This is a genomic window from Terrabacter sp. NPDC080008 (assembly GCF_040702505.1).
Taxonomy (GTDB): Bacteria; Actinomycetota; Actinomycetes; order Actinomycetales; family Dermatophilaceae; genus Terrabacter.
Genome location: NZ_JBFBLC010000004.1, coordinates 43,702 through 59,966, shown reverse-complemented (window position 1 = coordinate 59,966; position 16,265 = coordinate 43,702). Strand labels below are relative to the sequence as shown.

16 protein-coding genes and 1 tRNA gene are annotated in these 16,265 nt (G+C 71.2%); 10 read left to right on the top strand and 7 right to left on the bottom strand.

Features of this window, described 5'->3' with window-relative positions; translation table 11 throughout:
- Positions 1–42: 42 nt before the first annotated feature.
- The 3 genes from AB0316_RS12775 to AB0316_RS12765 all read right to left on the bottom strand — a co-directional run bounded on the left by AB0316_RS12775 (position 43) and on the right by AB0316_RS12765 (position 1,874).
- The gene (locus AB0316_RS12775) at positions 43–798 is read right to left on the bottom strand and encodes a sortase (RefSeq protein WP_366273399.1); all 756 of its coding nucleotides are present in this window, start codon (positions 796–798) and stop codon (positions 43–45) included.
- An 18-nt stretch (positions 799–816) separates the two neighbouring features.
- Positions 817–1,596, bottom strand: a complete 780-nt coding sequence (locus tag AB0316_RS12770) for a hypothetical protein (RefSeq protein ID WP_366273398.1) — start codon at positions 1,594–1,596, stop codon at positions 817–819.
- A gap of 190 nt (positions 1,597–1,786) precedes the next feature.
- Positions 1,787–1,874, bottom strand: a tRNA-Ser gene (locus AB0316_RS12765).
- Between the two features lie 85 nt (positions 1,875–1,959).
- Between AB0316_RS12765 and AB0316_RS12760 the strand changes: the two genes are divergently transcribed.
- The 4 genes from AB0316_RS12760 to AB0316_RS12745 all read left to right on the top strand — a co-directional run bounded on the left by AB0316_RS12760 (position 1,960) and on the right by AB0316_RS12745 (position 6,188).
- Positions 1,960–2,907, top strand: coding sequence for an MBL fold metallo-hydrolase (locus AB0316_RS12760; protein ID WP_366273397.1), 948 nt, complete (start codon positions 1,960–1,962; stop codon positions 2,905–2,907).
- Between the two features lie 43 nt (positions 2,908–2,950).
- Complete coding sequence (gene argF / locus AB0316_RS12755) at positions 2,951–3,958, top strand: ornithine carbamoyltransferase (RefSeq protein WP_366273396.1); 1,008 nt, start codon at positions 2,951–2,953, stop codon at positions 3,956–3,958.
- An 8-nt stretch (positions 3,959–3,966) separates the two neighbouring features.
- Positions 3,967–5,049 carry a GNAT family N-acetyltransferase gene (locus AB0316_RS12750; protein ID WP_366273395.1) on the top strand — a complete coding sequence of 361 codons (1,083 nt, stop codon included), beginning with the start codon at positions 3,967–3,969 and terminating at the stop codon, positions 5,047–5,049.
- A gap of 104 nt (positions 5,050–5,153) precedes the next feature.
- The gene (locus AB0316_RS12745; RefSeq protein WP_366273394.1) at positions 5,154–6,188 is read left to right on the top strand and encodes a metallophosphoesterase; all 1,035 of its coding nucleotides are present in this window, start codon (positions 5,154–5,156) and stop codon (positions 6,186–6,188) included.
- Positions 6,189–6,340: 152 nt separating this feature from the next.
- Here the strand turns inward: AB0316_RS12745 and AB0316_RS12740 are convergent, their stop codons facing one another.
- Positions 6,341–7,018 (bottom strand): response regulator, encoded by a 678-nt coding sequence (locus AB0316_RS12740; RefSeq protein WP_366273393.1) that lies wholly within the window; start codon positions 7,016–7,018, stop codon positions 6,341–6,343.
- The gene (locus AB0316_RS12735) at positions 7,015–8,622 is read right to left on the bottom strand and encodes a sensor histidine kinase (protein WP_366273392.1); all 1,608 of its coding nucleotides are present in this window, start codon (positions 8,620–8,622) and stop codon (positions 7,015–7,017) included. The genes AB0316_RS12740 and AB0316_RS12735 overlap by 4 nt, the downstream gene beginning before the upstream one ends.
- 212 nt (positions 8,623–8,834) lie before the next feature.
- On the opposite strand from AB0316_RS12735, the gene AB0316_RS12730 reads away from it, so the two are divergent.
- The 3 genes from AB0316_RS12730 to AB0316_RS12720 all read left to right on the top strand — a co-directional run bounded on the left by AB0316_RS12730 (position 8,835) and on the right by AB0316_RS12720 (position 11,689).
- Positions 8,835–9,644 carry an ABC transporter ATP-binding protein gene (locus AB0316_RS12730; protein ID WP_366273391.1) on the top strand — a complete coding sequence of 270 codons (810 nt, stop codon included), beginning with the start codon at positions 8,835–8,837 and terminating at the stop codon, positions 9,642–9,644.
- Positions 9,641–10,540 (top strand): ABC transporter permease, encoded by a 900-nt coding sequence (locus AB0316_RS12725; protein ID WP_366273390.1) that lies wholly within the window; start codon positions 9,641–9,643, stop codon positions 10,538–10,540. The genes AB0316_RS12730 and AB0316_RS12725 overlap by 4 nt, the downstream gene beginning before the upstream one ends.
- An 81-nt stretch (positions 10,541–10,621) precedes the next feature.
- A complete protein-coding gene (locus tag AB0316_RS12720) occupies positions 10,622–11,689 on the top strand; it encodes an ABC transporter substrate-binding protein (protein ID WP_366273389.1) in 1,068 nt (355 codons plus the stop codon).
- Positions 11,690–11,778: 89 nt separating this feature from the next.
- On the opposite strand, the gene AB0316_RS12715 is transcribed toward AB0316_RS12720, so the two are convergent.
- Positions 11,779–12,315 carry a LytR C-terminal domain-containing protein gene (locus AB0316_RS12715; RefSeq protein WP_366273388.1) on the bottom strand — a complete coding sequence of 179 codons (537 nt, stop codon included), beginning with the start codon at positions 12,313–12,315 and terminating at the stop codon, positions 11,779–11,781.
- A gap of 57 nt (positions 12,316–12,372) precedes the next feature.
- A complete protein-coding gene (locus tag AB0316_RS12710) occupies positions 12,373–12,666 on the bottom strand; it encodes a type II toxin-antitoxin system VapB family antitoxin (RefSeq protein ID WP_142182057.1) in 294 nt (97 codons plus the stop codon).
- A gap of 51 nt (positions 12,667–12,717) precedes the next feature.
- Between AB0316_RS12710 and AB0316_RS12705 the strand changes: the two genes are divergently transcribed.
- From AB0316_RS12705 to AB0316_RS12695, 3 genes are all read left to right on the top strand, one after another.
- Positions 12,718–14,322, top strand: coding sequence for a helicase HerA-like domain-containing protein (locus AB0316_RS12705; RefSeq protein WP_366273387.1), 1,605 nt, complete (start codon positions 12,718–12,720; stop codon positions 14,320–14,322).
- A gap of 372 nt (positions 14,323–14,694) precedes the next feature.
- Positions 14,695–15,507: a DUF4397 domain-containing protein gene (locus AB0316_RS12700; protein WP_366273386.1), complete on the top strand. Its 813-nt coding sequence runs from the start codon at positions 14,695–14,697 to the stop codon at positions 15,505–15,507.
- Between the two features lie 8 nt (positions 15,508–15,515).
- Positions 15,516–16,214 carry a class F sortase gene (locus AB0316_RS12695; RefSeq protein ID WP_366273385.1) on the top strand — a complete coding sequence of 233 codons (699 nt, stop codon included), beginning with the start codon at positions 15,516–15,518 and terminating at the stop codon, positions 16,212–16,214.
- Positions 16,215–16,265: the final 51 nt, after the last annotated feature.

Here is a 16,265-nt window from a genome sequence, read left to right as displayed (position 1 = left end):
CCGGGGTCACCGAGGGCGTACGCGTGCAGCGGGTCTCGCTGGTCAGGTGGCCGACGTCAGGTGGCCGAAGACCACGACGTTGTCGCGGTACTCGTTGCGGCTGTCCGTCGGGCCACCGCAGGTCACCAACCGGATCTCGGCCCGGGTGAAGTCGCCCTTGTAGACCAGCGCCGTGGGGAACTCGCTCTTGCGGAACGCCGCCACACGATCGACCGTGAAGGTCAGGTGCGAGCCGTCCCGGCGGCTGATCCGCACCACGTCGCCCGCCTTGACCCGACCCAGCCGGTAGAAGATCCCCGGCGCCCCGGAGGGCGCGTCGACGTGCGCGGCAAGCACCGCCGGTCCGAGCTGGCCCGGGGTGGGACCGGCGTCGTAGAGCCCGACCTCGTGCGTCGTCCCCGGCACGGAGATCGTGCCGTCGCGCTGGATCTCGAGCGGGACGAAGCGTGAGGACCGCACGCCGATCGACGGGATCTCGATCGACGTCGGCTCCGATGCCTCGAGGAAGGTGCCGATCCCCCCGGTGCCGGATGCCGTCGTCCCGCCACGACCGGGAGGGGCCGGCACGCTCTTCCCCGGTGCACCGGTCGCCCTCGCGGACGGACCGGTCACCGGCGAGGTGGTCGGGACGACCCCGGCGGCCGCGGGCTGCGGCGGCCGGGGCGTCCTGGTGTCACCTCGAGAGCCGAGTACGAGCGCGACCGCCCCGACGAGGATCAGCACCACCGTCGCAGCCAGGGCTGCGACGGTGGCGGAGGGGAGCCGTCCGCTGCGTCGGGACGGGGCGTGCTCGGACATCGGCAGAACCCCGATCGCTCAGGCGCGCGACCGCGCGCGGCGTGCGGCGAAGGCCCCGGTCCCCGCGGCGGCGAGCAGGGCGCCACCGCCGACGAGCATGAGGGCCTCGTTCTGCCCGCCGCTCTTGAGGCCGTCGCCGGCCATGCCACCACCGGTGTGCATGCCACCGGCCGGAGCCACCCGCAGCGCGCCGCAGAGCGCGGGGTCGGTGGCCTCGGTCGGCAGCGACGGCATCAGGTCGCTCTTGGTGTTGCCGTCGTACTTGCCGTCCTTGTTGTAGTCGACGCCGTGGATGACGACGACCGACTCGCCGGCCGAGATCGCCTTGGCGACGTCGCTCGAGACGTTGATGCTGCCGCGCTGGTAGGCGATCTTGCCACCGGGGGCCGTGCTGAAGCGGTCGATGGCGAGGCCCGACTTCGGGCTCGTGTCGCCGGTCTTCGTCAGCGAGACGACGATGTCGCCGTAGGCGGGGCCACCCTCGGTCGTGTTGAGGTGACCGTCACCGTTCTTGTCGTCCCCGAGCGTGGGGCACTCGTGTCGGGCTGCTGCGGCAAAGTGGATGTGGGCGGCGTGCGGGCTGTCGGGGAGCAGGCCGTTGGCGGCCATCGTCACGGTGATCTGGTTGCCCTTGACCTCGACCATGGCCGTGCCGCTGCCCTGGACGCCGTTGCCGGCGACGGGCTTCAGGTTGGCGCTGACGAAGCCGTCGGCCGCAAAGGCGGGGCCGACGCTGAGGGCCAGGGCGGCGGCAGCAACGAAGCTGGCGCCGGCGATCCGAGTGGTGGTGGTGCGCATCTGCATTCCCTCCGTATGGGGAGACCTACCGCCTCGATGTTGCCGGCGGGGGCCGTCGTCGACCGTCTCCACAAGAGGTCATTCGCGGCGAATGCCGCACCGGATTGGTTTGAGGTGCATCCAATGAAACCGGGCCTACAGACAAACGAAGCGGCCCCACCGCGTCGAACGCGATGGGGCCGCTGTCGTGTGGCGGAGGATGGGGGATTTGAACCCCCGAGGGTTTTATCCCAACACGATTTCCAATCGTGCGCACTAGGCCACTATGCGAATCCTCCGTCGCGCAGGCTACCGGAGCCGGGCCCCACACAAGAAATCGAGCCGAGCGGCCGCGCTGACACCTCGCCCGAGCACAATCCCTCCATGCCCTCCAGCCAGCCGGTCCCCCTCCACCTCGACGTGCAGTGGATCCACGGCTCACCCTCGCCCCGGCACCTCGGCGACCCGCCGCTGCAGGTGCACCACCTGGCACCGGGCACGGTCCTGATCCGGCAGAGCAAGGACCTGACCTTCGAGGCACCCTTCATCCTCCTGCTCCTCGGCGGGCACCGCGGCCTGCTGCTCGACACCGGCGCCGTCGAGGGCACGACGCTGCGGGAGGCCGTGGACGCGCTCGTCGCGGACTGGCTCTCGACGCGCACCGGGCCGAACGCATACGCCCCCGCCTCCTTCGAGCTCGTCGTCGCGCACTCGCACGCGCACGGCGACCACGTCGCCGGCGACGCGGCCTTCGTCGACCGGCCGGGCACGACCGTCGTGGGCCACGACCTCGACGCGGTGCGGCACTTCTTCGCCATCACCGGTGGACCGGACGAGGTCGTACGCGTCGAGCTGGGCGGGCGCACGCTCGAGGTCTTCGGCATCCCCGGGCACCATGCCACCTCGATCGCGGTGCACGACCCATTGACCGGCGTGCTCCACACCGGCGACACCGTCTATCCCGGGCGCCTCTACGTCGACGACCCGCCCGCACTCCTCGCCAGTCTCGACCGGCTCGTGGCCTTCGCCGAGGATCGCGGCGTCCGGCACGTGCTCGGCTGCCACGTCGAGATGACACGGACGCCGGGTCGGGACTACCCGCTCGGTGCGCGCTACCAGCCCGAGGAGCCCTCCCCGTTCATGACGGTCGCCCAGCTGCGCGCCGTCCGCGACGCGTTCCGCACCGTCGCGAACCGTCCGGGCACCCACCGGTTCGACGACGTCGTCTTCTGCGTGGGCACCGGTCCCCGCGTGGTCGTGCCGCTGCAGGCTCGCGCGCTCGTCGAGCGGGTGCGCTGGCACCTCGGCCTACTGCGACGCCCGAGCACCTGAGACCCGATTGCCGCCTGCCGCACCCGCCTGACACCATCCCCCCATGTCGCTCGCCGCACTCCACCGCCGCAACCTGCTCAAGGAGACCGACCTCAGCCCCGAGGAGTTCCGGGCCCTGCTCGACCTCGCCGCCGAGCTCAAGGCCGCCAAGCGCGAGGGCCGCGAGGAGCGACGCCTCACCGGCAAGAACATCGCGCTGCTCTTCGCGAAGACCTCGACCCGCACCCGGTGCGCCTTCGAGGTCGCCGCGGCGGACCAGGGCGCGAGCACGACCTACCTCGACCCCGTGGGCTCGCAGATGGGCCACAAGGAGTCGGCCAAGGACACCGCGCGGGTGCTCGGGCGCTTCTACGACGGCATCGAGTACCGCGGGGCCGCCCACGACGTCGTCGAGACCCTCGGCGCCTATGCCGGCGTGCCGGTCTGGAACGGCCTCACCGACGACTGGCACCCAACGCAGTCCCTCTGTGACGCCCTGACGATGCGCGAGCACGCCGGCAAGCCCGACGAGCAGATCGCGTACGCCTTCGTCGGCGACGCCCGCTTCAACATGGGCAACTCGCTGCTCGTCACCGGCGCGATCCTCGGCATGGACGTGCGCATCGTCGCGCCCCGCTCGCTGTGGCCCTCCGACGCCGTCGTCGCCATCGCGAGGAGGTATGCCGCCGAGACCGGCGCGCGCGTCACCCTCACCGAGGACGTGGCCGAGGGAGTGCGCGGCGTCGACTTCGTCCACACCGACGTGTGGGTGTCGATGGGCGAGCCGAAGGAGGTCTGGGCCGAGCGCATCGCGCTGCTGACGCCCTACCAGGTCAACGCGGATCTCCTTGCGCTGACAGGGAATCCGCAGGTCAAGTTCATGCACTGCCTGCCGGCCTTCCACGACCTCGAGACCCAGGTCGGGCTCGACGTGCACGAGCAGTTCGGCCTCAAGGAGCTCGAGGTCACCGACGACGTGTTCGAGTCGGACGCCTCGGTCGTCTTCGACCAGGCCGAGAACCGGATGCACACCATCAAGGCCCTCATGGTCGCCACGATGGTCCAGCTCTGACGACCGCGATGTCGAGCCGAGGCGAGGTCGACCTCGAGCGCCTCGACACCGCAATGGAGCCCGGCTCCCCCGGCTGGGCCGACTTCGTCGCGACGAGCGCGCTCATCGACGACGTGTACGCCGAGCTCGAGGGTGACCGCGGCATGACCCGCACCCCGGAGCAGCGGCGGATCGCGTGGCGCAAGAGGGACATCCACGAGATCACGGTGTGGATGGCCCGCCTCCGGGGCGAGGTGGGCGGCTACGCCTTCCATCGGCGGCCGCTGCACGACGGGGCGCGGGAGTCGTGGCTGTTCCTGGGAGTGCGCCCCGACGCCAGGCGGCAGCGGGTCGGCTCGGCCCTGCTCGACCGCGTCGTCGACGAGGCGCGTCGCGCCGACTCGACGACGCTCCAGTCGTTCGTCATGTCACCACTGGTCGGCGGCGGGGAGCTCGTCCCCGTGGAGGGAGGCAACGGCGGCGTCCCGGCGCGCGCGCCGTCGACGGGTTTCGCGCTGGCTCGCGGCTCCCGGCTGGTCCAGGCGCTGGTCGGCTCCACCGTCGAGGTGCCCCTGCCGGCCGACCGGCTCGAAGCGTTGCAGCGCGCCCTGCCGGCCTCCTCGCGCGACTACGACGTGGTGACGTGGGAGATGCCGACGCCGTCCGAGCTCGTCGCCGACGTGGCCGCCCTCAAGACGCGGATGGCGACCGACGCCCCCGCGGGTGGCACGGCAGCCGGGCCCGACCCGTGGGACCCGGCGCGCCTCGTCGAGGCGGAGCGTGGCCTGACCTCGATGGGCCGGCGACGGCTCTACGCCGCGGCCCGGCACCGCGCGACGGGACGACTGGTCGCCTTCACCGAGATCGACCCTCCCCTGGTCGACAGCGCACCGGCCAGCCAGGAGTTCACCCTCGTCCTCCGCGAGCACCGGGGCCACGGGCTGGGCCTGCTCGTCAAGATCGCCAACGCCCGCCACCTCGCAAAGGCCAGTCCCGGCACCACGCGGCTCAAGACGTACAACGCCGACGAGAACGCCCCTATGCGTCGCATCAACGACGCGCTCGGCTACCGCCCGTCCGTCGTGTCGGGCTGCTGGCGTCTCGACCTCTGAGGCGCGAGCACAGCCGGCTCCCAGCGATCTCCGAGGCTGCGGACGCCTGACGTTCACGCAGCGGCGGTGGTGCCGTTTCCCGGCAGCACGGGACAAATGGCTCCATGCACCTGTCTCGCACCCCAGTCCTCGCGGCCGCCGCCGCCTCGTTCGTCGTCCTCTCCGCCGCAGCCGCGACGGCGTCGCCCGCCGACGCACCCGGCCAGGGCAAGGACGGCCACTACCGCTTCGCCGTCATCGGCGACCTGCCCTACGGCGACGCCCAGATCGCGGCGCTGCCGAAGTGGATCGACCAGATCAACGCGACGCCCGGGCTGTCCTTCACGATTCACGTCGGCGACATCAAGAACGGCTCGTCGAAGTGCACCAACGAGTACTTCGACATGATCCGCACGCAGTTCGACCGCTTCACGATGCCGCTCGTCTACACCCCCGGCGACAACGAGTGGACGGACTGCCACCGCACCAACAACGGCACGTACAACCCCCTCGAGCGCCTCTCGACGATCCGCTCGACCTTCTTCGACCGGCCGGGCCACACCCTCGGCGCCGACATGACGGTCGCCTCGCAGGCCGCGGCCGGCTTCCCCGAGAACGTCTCGTTCCGCCGCCAGGGCGTCGACCTCGCGACGCTGCACGTCGTCGGCAGCAACGACGGCCTGCTCCCCTGGCCGGAGCTCGGCTTCACGACGCCGACGCCGCAGCAGGTCGCCGAGGAGCGCGCCCGCATGGACAACGCCGTGGCGCAAGTGCGTTCGGCCTTCGCCGACGCACGGCAGCGCCACGACCGCGCGGTCGCGCTCTTCATGCAGGCCGACATGTTCGACCCGACCTACGACGTGACGTGGGCCGACGACTCGGCCTTCCAGCCGCTCGTGCGCGAGCTCGTCGCACAGTCGAACGCCTTCGACGGCGAGGTCTACCTCTTCAACGGCGACAGCCACGTCTTCAACTCCGACAAGCCTCTCGCCGCCGGCTCGAAGTGGCTCTCGTTCTACGGCGTGCAGGGCTCGGCCGAGAACCTCACCCGCGTCACCGTCGACGGCTCGAGCAACAACAAGGACTTCCTCGAGGTCACGGTCAACCGCCCGGGTGCCGAGCACGTGCTCAGCTGGCAGCGCGTGCCGTACACCTCCTGACCCCCTCACCCGAGGGCGTATGCCGTCCCCTCCCCCGACCGTCGAGTGGCCAGAGTTTGCGGGTCGGCCCACGTCGAGAGGCCAGAGTTCGTCGTGAACCCTGGCCTCTCGACTGGTGAGGACCCACAACAATTGGCCTCTCGACGGTTTGGTCACGCGCGGCGGGGAAGGTAGCGGTGCTCCGGGCGGCCCGTCGAGCCATACGTCAGGTCGAGATCGAGCAGCTGCTTCTTGACCAGCCCCGCCAGATAGCGCTGCGCGGTCGGGCGGCTCGCGCCGAGGATCTCCGCGACCTCGGCGGCCCCGATGGGCGCGGGTGCCGAGGCGACGATCTCGAGCACCCGCGCCATCGTCGGCTGCAGGGTGCGTGCGGCAGCGGCCCGCCGCGGAGGAGCTCCCCGCAGGCTGTAGAGCGCGTCGACCACGTGCTGGTCGGCCTCCGGGGCCCGGTCCATCCGCTCGGACCACGCGCGGTAGCCCTCGAGCTGCTCACGCAGCGCGGCGAAGCTGAACGGCTTCACCAGGTAGTAGAACGCGCCGAGCTGCATCGCCGAGCGCACCGAGTCGATGTCACGGGCAGCGGTGACGAGCAGGAAGTCCGGCACCCGATCGCCCGAAGCCGCCACCTGCCGCACGAGGTCGAGGCCGCTGAAGTCGGGCAGGTACATGTCGAGAAGCAGCAGGTCGGGCTCGTTCGAGGCGACGAGCTCGAGCGCCTCGGTGCCGGTGTGTGCCTCGCCGACGACCTCGAAGCCGGGAATCCGGGCAACGCTCAGGGCGTGGGCGTGGGCGACGTGGTAGTCGTCGTCGACGACGAGGACGCGGATCATGGGGCTCCTTGGCGGACGTGCAGCGGCAGGTGCACCTCGAACGTCGCGCCCGCGGCCGAGCTGGCCCGGATCGTCCCGCCGGCGCGGGTGACGAGGCGGTGGACGAGTGCCAGACCGACACCCCGACGCATGGAGCCACGCGGTGGCTTGGTGGAGTAGCCGTCGAGGAAGACGTCGGCCAGCCGGTCCTCGGGGATGCCGGGGCCCGAGTCCGTCACGGTGAGCTCGAGCGTGTCCGCGGTGCACCAGACGCGCACGACGACCTCGCCGCGCGGGTGGGTCCCCGCGGTCCGAGGGTCGTCGGCGACCGCGTCGACGGCGTTGTCGATGAGGTTCCCGAGCACGGTCACGAGGGGCAGGTCATCGTCGCGGCCCGCCTCCAACCGGCTCGTCGGATCGAGGCGCACGACGACGTCGCGCTCCGCGGCCACCGTGGTCTTCGCGAGCAGCAGGGCCGCGACGACCGGGGAGCCGACCCGCGCCCGGATCTCCTCGCTGACCAGGGCCGTCTCAGCCTGCAGCTCGCGGCTGTAGCCCATCGCCTCCTCGACCTCTCCGAGCTCGAGGAGCACCGACAGCACGTGCAGCCGGTTGGAGAACTCGTGCTCCTGCGCTCGCAGGGCCGTCGACAGCCCCTCCACCGAGTCGAGCTGGCGGACGAGGGCCTCGAGCTCGGTGCGGTCCCGGATCGTCACGACCCAGCCGACGTTGCGACCGGCCACCAGCACCGGCATCCGGTTGAGCACGAGCAGGTGCTCGTCGGTGACCGCGACCAGGTCGACCCCCTCGACCTGGCCGGTGACGATCCCACGCAGCCGCCCGTCGGGAATGACCTCCTCGACCCGCTGCCCGATGCCCCCCGCCTCGATCGCGAGCAGGCGGCGGGCCTCGTCGTTGAGCACGTTGATCGCGCCCTTCGCATCGACGGCCAGCACCCCCTCGCGGATGCCGTGCAGCATGGCCTCGCGCTCCTGGACGAGGGCCACGATCTCGGCCGGCTCGACCCCGAAGGTCACCCGTTTGATCGCCCTCGCGAGCAGCAGCGAGGCTGCCACGCCGAGCGCGAGGGCGATCCCGGCGTACAGCGCGATGTCGAGGACCTCGGCGGTGAGGCGCACCCCGACCTCGGACTCGAGGATGCCGACCGACACCTCACCCACGGGCCGACCGGCCGCGTCGACGATGGGCGCCCGCGCGTTGGCGGAGCGGCCGAGGCTGCCCTCGTCGATGCCGGTGTGCACCCGTCCGTCCAGGGCGACGACCGGCTCCTCGATGCGCCGGCCGACGAGGGCCGGGTTGGGGTGGGAGTAGCGCCTCCCCGAGCGGTCGATGAGAACGACGTAGGAGGCCCCGGTCGAGGCACGCACCTGCGCGCCGAGGGCGGGCAGCACGTGCCCGGGGTCGCCCGCCGCCACGGCCTGGGCCACCTGCGGCACGCGGCCAAGGGTCACCGCGATGCCGCTGGCCTGCTCGACCGCGCGCGTGTCGGCGGTCTGCGACGTCAGACGCGCGAAGAGTGCGAAGCCCACGGCGAGCGTCACCACGACGATCCCGAGCACGGCAACGAGGATCCGGGCGGCGAGCGTCCTACCCAGTCGCGGCATACCTCTCCTCCGCTCCTGCCTGCCCAGCGTCCGCCACGGCTCCGGCGGCGTGGCCCCGGTGACGCCTGCGTCGGCGTCGCTCCCAGCATGACTGAGCAGATTGCACAAAACCATCTCTATCGCGGCTATCGGCGTCAACGTCCAGAAGCATTCCTGGGCCGCCCACCCCGGTCCTACGGTGACGCAACTCAACGAGGAGAAAGGGGTGACCGATGGCGGCCATCGAGCTACGCAACGTCACCAAGAGGTTCGCCACGGCGGACGGCGGCACCTACACCGCGATCCAGGACCTGTCGCTCACGGTCGAGGAGGGCCAGTTCTGCGCGGTCGTCGGGCCCACGGGGTGCGGCAAGTCCACGACCCTGACCCTCATCTCGGGGCTCGAGAACCCCTCTCGCGGTGAGGCATTCGTCCATGGCGAGCAGGTCCGGGGCATCGACACCAGCACCGGGTTCGTGTTCCAGCAGGATGCCGTCTTCCCGTGGAGGTCGGTCCTCGACAACGTCGCGGCCGGCCCGCTCTACCGCGGCCAGAGCCGGTCCGAGGCGCTGAAGCTGGCCCGCGACTGGCTGCGGCGTGTCGGGCTCAGCGGCTTCGAGGACCGCTACCCGCACCAGCTCTCGGGTGGCATGCGCAAGCGAGTGGCCCTGGCCCAGTCGCTGATCAACCAGCCCCGCGTGCTGCTGATGGACGAGCCGTTCAGCGCCCTCGACGTGCAGACCCGGGCCATCATGTCCACCGAGCTGCTGCACCTGTGGGACCAGACCAAGCCCGCGGTCGTCTTCGTCACGCACGACCTGGAAGAGGCGATCGCCCTCGCCGACAAGGTCGTGGTGATCACCGCCGGCCCGGGCACCGTCAAGGCCGAGTTCGAGATCGACCTGCCCCGCCCGCGCGTCGTCCAGGAGATCCGGTTCGACCCGAGGTTCACGCGCCTCTACGAGCAGATCTGGGAGGCGCTGCGCGCCGAGGTGGCCGAGGCGTACGCCCGCACGACGCAGCTCGCGGAGGTGGCGTCGTGATCGACACCCCGACCCAGGACGGCGGCTCCCTGACCGCCCTGGCCGCGCAGTTCCCGCCGGCGGCGACCCCGGTGACGACCTCCCCCCGCACCCGGGCCAGACGGCGCCGGGCCGTGCTGGGCGCAGCCCGTCTCGGCATCGTCGTCGTCCTGCTCGTCGCCTGGCAGCTGCTCGTCGACGCCAAGGTCGTCGACCCCTTCTTCTGGGGCGAGCCGAAGGGCGTCTGGAGCGACCTCCACGACTGGGTCACCGTCGGCACGAGCCAGGGCTCCCTCGGGGAGCAGATCGTCGTCACCCTCGAGGAGGCGGTGCTCGGCTTCGTCATCGGCTCGATCCTCGGCGTCGTGTGCGGGATCGCCCTGGGTCGCGTGCGACTGCTCTCCGAGCTGTTCGCGCCGTTCCTCAAGGCCGCCAACTCAATCCCGCGCATCATCCTCGGCTCGATCTTCACCGTCGCGTTCGGCTTCGGCATCCAGTCCAAGGTGATCCTCGCGGTCGTCCTCGTCTTCTTCGGCGTCTTCTTCAACGCCTTCCAAGGCGCCCGCGAGGTCGACCGCAACCTCGTGGCCAACGCCCGGCTGCTCGGCGCCACCCGCTGGCAGGTGACCCGCGACGTCGTGCTCCCGTCGGCGTTCACGTGGATCCTGGCGAGCCTGCACATCAGCTTCGGCTTCGCGCTCATCGGCGCCCTCGTCGGCGAGATCCTCGGCGCCAACCAGGGCTTGGGCCTGCTCATCCGCTCGTCGCAGAACAACTTCGACATGAACGGCGTGCTCGCCGGAATGGTCCTCGTCGCCGTCATCGCCCTCACCGCAGAGGGCCTCATCACCGTGCTCGAGCGCCGCCTGCTGCGCTGGCGCCCGCCCCAGTCCCACGGAGGTGCAGCCGTCGAGTAGCCCGCGTCGCCCGAGCGCCTTCCGGCCTCCACCCAGCAGCTCCTACACAGAACCCACCACACGACTCAAAGGAGAGTTCCCATGAACATCAAGCGGATCGGTGCCGCAGGCGCCGCCTTCCTCGCGGCGACCACCATGGCCGCCTGTGCCAACAACGCCTCCGGCTCCTCGACCAGCGCCGGCACCGGTGCCCCGGTCGACGCGAACGCCCCGACCGTGACGATCATGGTCGGCGGCATGAGCAAGCAGATCTACCTGCCGTTCATGCTCGCCAAGCAGCTCGGCTACTACGACAAGATCGGCGTCAAAGTCAAGCTCGTCGACGAGCCCGCCGGCGGTGACGCGACGAACAACATGCTGGCCGGCCAGGTCCAGGGCGTCGGCGGCTTCTACGACCACAACATCGCCCTGCAGGCACAGGGCAAGTCGTCCGAGGCCGTCGTGTCGATGCTCCAGATCCCCGGCGAGGTCGAGTTGTGCCGCAGCGACCTCAAGGGTGTCGTCAAGAGCCCGGCGGACTTCAAGGGCCGCTCGCTCGGTATCACCGACACCGGCTCGTCGACCGACTTCCTCACGCAGTACCTCAGCAAGAAGAACGGCGTGGACCCCGCCTCGGAGACACGCCGTGGCGTCGGCGCCGGGCAGACCTTCATCGCCGCCATGAAGCAGAAGGCGATCGACTGCGGCATGACCACGGAGCCCACTGTCTCGCAGGCGCTCTCGGACGGCACCGCCTTCATCCTGCTCGACATGCGCACCGCCGAAGGCTCCAAGGCGGCGCTCGGCGGCACCTACCCGGCCACCTCGCTCTACATGCAGACCGACTGGGTCAACAGCAACAAGCCGACGGTGCAGAAGCTCGTCAACGCCTACGTCTCGACGCTCGCGTGGATCTCGCAGCACGACGGCGCCGCGATCGCCGACAAGATGCCGGCCGACTACTACAAGGGCGTCGGCAAGGCCGCCTACGTCCACGCGCTCGACAGCGAGAAGGGGATCTTCAACCCCACCGGCCTCATGCCCGAGGACGGGCCCAAGACCTGCCTCGCGGTCCTCGGCGAGTTCAACCCGAAGGTCAAGGGCAAGAGCATCGACCTCGGCAAGACCTACACGAACGAGTTCGTCAAGGCCGCCACCCCCGTCAGCTGAGCGGCCGCCTTCCGCTCGGCCCCGAGCACGTATGCCGTCCGGCGCAACCCCCGCCGGACGGCATACTCAGGCCGGGGAGAGGGAGGCAGTCACTGCGTGACGGTGACGGTCGGGCACGGACGCAGCGTCTGCGTGGGCGTCGCGACCACGGGGACCTTGCCGAAGCTCTTCCACGCCGCCCCCACGACGAGGTCGACGGTGTCGCCCTTGCGCTTGTCGTTCACGAGCACGGCCTGCGGCACGTGCGTCTTCAGCAGCTTGGCCGAGGCCTCACCCTCGGGGCCGAAGCGGATCTGCGCCACCTGCTTGACCGACTCGCCCCTGGGGTCGTTGCCGACCGCCTTGACCTTGAACCCGCGCGTCCCGGCCTGCTTGGCCACCGCGGCGGCAAGGCCGCTGCGCCTGGTCGAGTTGTAGACGTTGAGGCTGACGTCCTGGGGCGTCAGCGGGGCGGGCACCAGCTCGGTCGTGCACGGCTGTGGCTTGGGCGCCGTGTCACGGAAGTAGGTCGAGGCGTAGTAGAACGCCCCCGCCAGCCCCAGCAGCACCACAGCGATGACGATCGCCGCCCGGCGCTGACGGCGCCGGCGATAGGGGCGGTCGTCGTCGTCGACGGCCTGCGACATGCACGCTCCTCGCTCACTGGACCAGTCCGGAGCCGCCTCGGTTCGGGCGGTCCGGGGTCAGAGTACGAGGACTCGGGCGTGAAGGACAGGACGCTGCTGCAGCGCGGCGCGCAGGGCCCGGTGCAGGCCGTCCTCGAGGTAGAGCTCGCCCTCCCACTCCACGCAGTGCGGGAAGAGGTCGCCGTAGAAGGTGGAGTCGTCGGCGAGCAGCCCGCGCAGGTCGAGGGTGCTCTTGGTGGTGATGAGCTCGCCGAGCTGGACCACCCGCGGGGGCACGTTGGACCAGTCCTTGGTCGTCTCGAGTCCATGGTCGGGGTACGGGCGCGAGTCGCCGACGGCCTTGAAAATCACCGGGTCAGCATAGACATCGCCGGGGGTGGGCCGCCCACTACAGTTCGAGGGGTGACCGACACCGGAGTCAAGACCACCGGCGACGACGCGTCGTCGAACGCCCAGCTCGACGAGATCCGCTCGGGGTACGCGTTCGGGGACGGGGTGCTCAAGCTCGGGGCCGCCGTCGTCGACGGGCAGGCCCACGCCGACGCCCCGGTGCAGATCCCGCTCAGCGTGCTCAACCGGCACGGCCTCGTCGCCGGCGCCACCGGCACCGGCAAGACGAAGACGCTGCAGCTGATGGCCGAGCAGCTCTCGGACGCCGGCGTCCCGGTGTTTCTCGCCGACCTCAAGGGCGACCTGTCGGGCCTCGCCACCCCCGGTGAGGGGAACGAGAAGATCACCGCCCGCGCGGCCGACGTCGGCATGCCGTGGACGGCGACGGCATACCCGACGGAGTTCTACACGCTCGGCGGGAAGGGCACCGGCATCGCGATCCGGGCCACCATCACCGCCTTCGGCCCGACCCTGCTGTCCAAGGTGCTCGGCCTCAACGACACGCAGGAGAGCAGCCTCGGGCTGATCTTCCACTACGCCGACAAGAACGGCCTCGCCCTGCTCGACCTCAAGGACCTGCGTGCCGTCATCACCCACCTGACCTCCGACGAGGGCAAGGCCGACCTCAAGGACCTCGGCGGCCTGTCCAGCGCGACGGCCGGGGTCATCCTGCGCAACCTCATCGCCTTCGAGGACCAGGGCGCCGGCGACTTCTTCGGCGAGCCGGAGTTCGAGACGAGCGACCTGCTGCGCACGGCCTCGGACGGGCGCGGCATCATCTCCTGCCTCGAGCTGCCCCAGGTGCAGGACCGGCCGCAGCTCTTCTCGACCTTCCTCATGTGGCTGCTCGCCGACCTCTTCCACGACCTGCCCGAGGAGGGCGACGTCGACAAGCCGAAGCTCGTCTTCTTCTTCGACGAGGCGCACCTGCTCTTCGACGACGCGAGCAAGGCGTTCCTGCAGGCCATCGAGCAGACCGTCCGTCTCATCCGCTCCAAGGGCGTCGGCGTCTTCTTCGTGACGCAGTCGCCCAAGGACGTCCCGTCCGGCGTGCTCGCCCAGCTCGGCAACCGCGTCCAGCACGCGCTGCGCGCCTTCACGCCCGACGACGCCAAGGCGCTCAAGCAGGCGATCGCCACCTACCCGCACACGGCGTACGACATGGAGAAGCTGCTGACGAGCCTCGGCATCGGCGAGGCCGTCGTGACGGTGCTGTCCGACAAGGGCGTGCCGACCCCCGTGGCGTGGACGCGGATGAAGGCGCCGAACTCGCTCATGGACCCCTCGCCGCAGGCCACGATGGACGCCGTCGTCGCCGCGTCGGCCCTGCGGACGAAGTACGCCGACGTCGTCGACCGCGAGTCGGCGTACGAGCTGCTGACGGCCCGGCTCCAGACGACTCCGCAGCAGCCCGCCGCGCCTGCTCCCGCAACCGCCGCGCCGGAGCCCACAGGCTCGCCCACCCCGGCTCCGCGGCAGGGACGCGCGCCCAAGGAGGAGCCCAGCGTCGTCGAGCAGGTCGTGCAGTCGACGGCCTTCCGCTCGATGCTGCGCTCGGCCGGCACCGTCATCGGCCGCGAGATCACCCGCAGCATCTTCGGCACGCGCCGCCGCTGAGCGCGCCGTGTGACGCGTGAGGCGCAGCGCGCTCTCGACTGAGTATGCCGCCCGCCCTCCTCCTCGAGTGCGCGCTCAGTCCCACTCGAGAGCGCACCCCGTCCCACTCGAGAGCGCACCCCGTCCCACTCGAGAGCGCACCCCTCCCCACTCGAGAGCGCCCCCGTCCCGTCCGTCACGCGCGCATGTGGAACGCGTGAGGCGGAGCGCGCTCTCAAGCCACGCCTGCACGATCCCTCTCCTGAGACCCCCAAAAGACTTCCCGGACGGGCCCATCCGAACCACGCCTGGCGCCGAAGCACGGTCAGCGACGGCCACCCACGGCCTCGCGTCTCCTCCCCGATTCGGAAGACAGAGCAAGGAGAACCCCTCGTGAAGACCCCTCGTATCGCGGCCGTCGTCGCGCTCTCCCTGGCCCCGCTGGCTGCCGCCGCCCTGCCGGCCCACGCCGCATCGGACGCCACCGTCTCGATCCTGCACGCCGTCCCCGGAGCCACCGTCGACGTCTACGCCAACGGCAAGGCGCTGCTGACCAACTTCAAGCCCGGCACCCTCACCGACCCGCTCATGCTCCCCGCGGGCACCTACGACCTCAAGGTCACTGCGGCCGGTGCCGGCGCCTCCGGCAAGGCGATCATCCAGGCCAACGGCGTCCAGGTGCCCGGCGGCGCCAACGTCACGGTCGTCGCCCACCTCGACGCCTCGGGCAAGCCGGAGCTGACCCCCTACGTCAACGACACCTCCATGGTGCCGGCCGGCAAGGCCCGGCTCACCGTCCGCCACGACGCGGCCGCCCCGGCCGTCGACGTGCGCGCCGGCGGCACGCCGGTGTTCAAGAACCTCACCAACCCCAACCAGGCGATGGGCCTCGTCGGTGCGGGCACCGTCAAGGCGGACGTCGTGCTGGCCGGCACCTCGAAGGTCGCGATCGGACCGGCCGACCTCACGCTCAAGGAGGGCACGAACACCATCGTGTACGCCTGGGGCAGCGCCAAGGACAACAACCTGAAGCTCGCCGTCCAGACCATCGGCGGCATGCACTCGGCCCCAGGTGGCATCCCCGCCGGCGGTGGCCAGGCTCAGGGCTCGTCCGACCTCGGCCGCTACGCGGCCGTCGGCGGTGCCGGGGCACTCGCCGCCGCTGCCGTGCTCGTCACCAGGCGTCGCGCGGTCCCGACCCGCTGACGAGTCCGGTGCGTGCACGAACCACGCCTGCGAGGGTGGCGGCCGCCGTGGCCGCCGCCCTCGTGGCCGGGCTCCTCGTGCTGTGGGTGACGCGTCCGCAACAGGGTGACGCCGCCGCCCTCAGCGCGGCCATGCGTGGCTCGGCCGCGACGGCGACCACTGCCGCGCAGCCCACGACGCCGGCCGCCACCGCCACTGCTCCCGCCGTGACCGCACCGACGGTCGGGGCCACGGAGGCGGGACTGCCGAGCCCGGATCCGGCCGCCGCCCCGCCGACAGGTTTGACCATCTCCGCTGTCGGGCTGCGCATGCCGGTCGTCCCGGTCGGAGTCGCGACCGACGGCGACATGGCCCTGCCGCACAGCCCCGCCCAGGCCGGCTGGTACCGCTTCGGCGCCCTACCCGGAGACCCGCAGGGTGCGACCGTCATCGCGGGCCACCTCGACGAGCCCTGGTACGGCACCGGCCCCCTGGGGCGCCTCGCCGACGTCAGCGCAGGCGACAGCGTGGTCGTGACGACCGGCTCGACCTCACACCGCTACGTCGTCACCGAGGTGCAGGCGGTGCGCAAGACCCGGCTCGACCTGGCGGCGCTGTTCCGCACCGACGGTCCGCCGAGCCTGCACCTCGTCACGTGCGGGGGCCGGTTCGACCCGGTGCGCCGCAGCTACGACGAGAACGTCGTCGTCGTCGCCCGGCCGGCCTGACCGGCCGGCCGCAGCGGGTGCCCCGAGCGCCCCGATCGCCCCGATCGCCCC

Excerpts from the sequence above, each read along its gene's own strand:
- AB0316_RS12730 (WP_366273391.1), top strand. The coding sequence starts at position 8,835 with ATGGCGGCCATCGAGCTACGCAACGTCACCAAGAGGTTCGCCACGGCG.
- AB0316_RS12760 (WP_366273397.1), top strand. The coding sequence starts at position 1,960 with ATGCCCTCCAGCCAGCCGGTCCCCCTCCACCTCGACGTGCAGTGGATC.
- AB0316_RS12750 (WP_366273395.1), top strand. The coding sequence starts at position 3,967 with ATGTCGAGCCGAGGCGAGGTCGACCTCGAGCGCCTCGACACCGCAATG.
- argF (WP_366273396.1), top strand. The coding sequence starts at position 2,951 with ATGTCGCTCGCCGCACTCCACCGCCGCAACCTGCTCAAGGAGACCGAC.
- AB0316_RS12720 (WP_366273389.1), top strand. The coding sequence starts at position 10,622 with ATGAACATCAAGCGGATCGGTGCCGCAGGCGCCGCCTTCCTCGCGGCG.
- AB0316_RS12715 (WP_366273388.1), bottom strand. The coding sequence starts at position 12,315 with ATGTCGCAGGCCGTCGACGACGACGACCGCCCCTATCGCCGGCGCCGT.
- AB0316_RS12770 (WP_366273398.1), bottom strand. The coding sequence starts at position 1,596 with ATGCGCACCACCACCACTCGGATCGCCGGCGCCAGCTTCGTTGCTGCC.
- AB0316_RS12775 (WP_366273399.1), bottom strand. The coding sequence starts at position 798 with ATGTCCGAGCACGCCCCGTCCCGACGCAGCGGACGGCTCCCCTCCGCC.
- AB0316_RS12745 (WP_366273394.1), top strand. The coding sequence starts at position 5,154 with ATGCACCTGTCTCGCACCCCAGTCCTCGCGGCCGCCGCCGCCTCGTTC.
- AB0316_RS12735 (WP_366273392.1), bottom strand. The coding sequence starts at position 8,622 with ATGCCGCGACTGGGTAGGACGCTCGCCGCCCGGATCCTCGTTGCCGTG.
- AB0316_RS12740 (WP_366273393.1), bottom strand. The coding sequence starts at position 7,018 with ATGATCCGCGTCCTCGTCGTCGACGACGACTACCACGTCGCCCACGCC.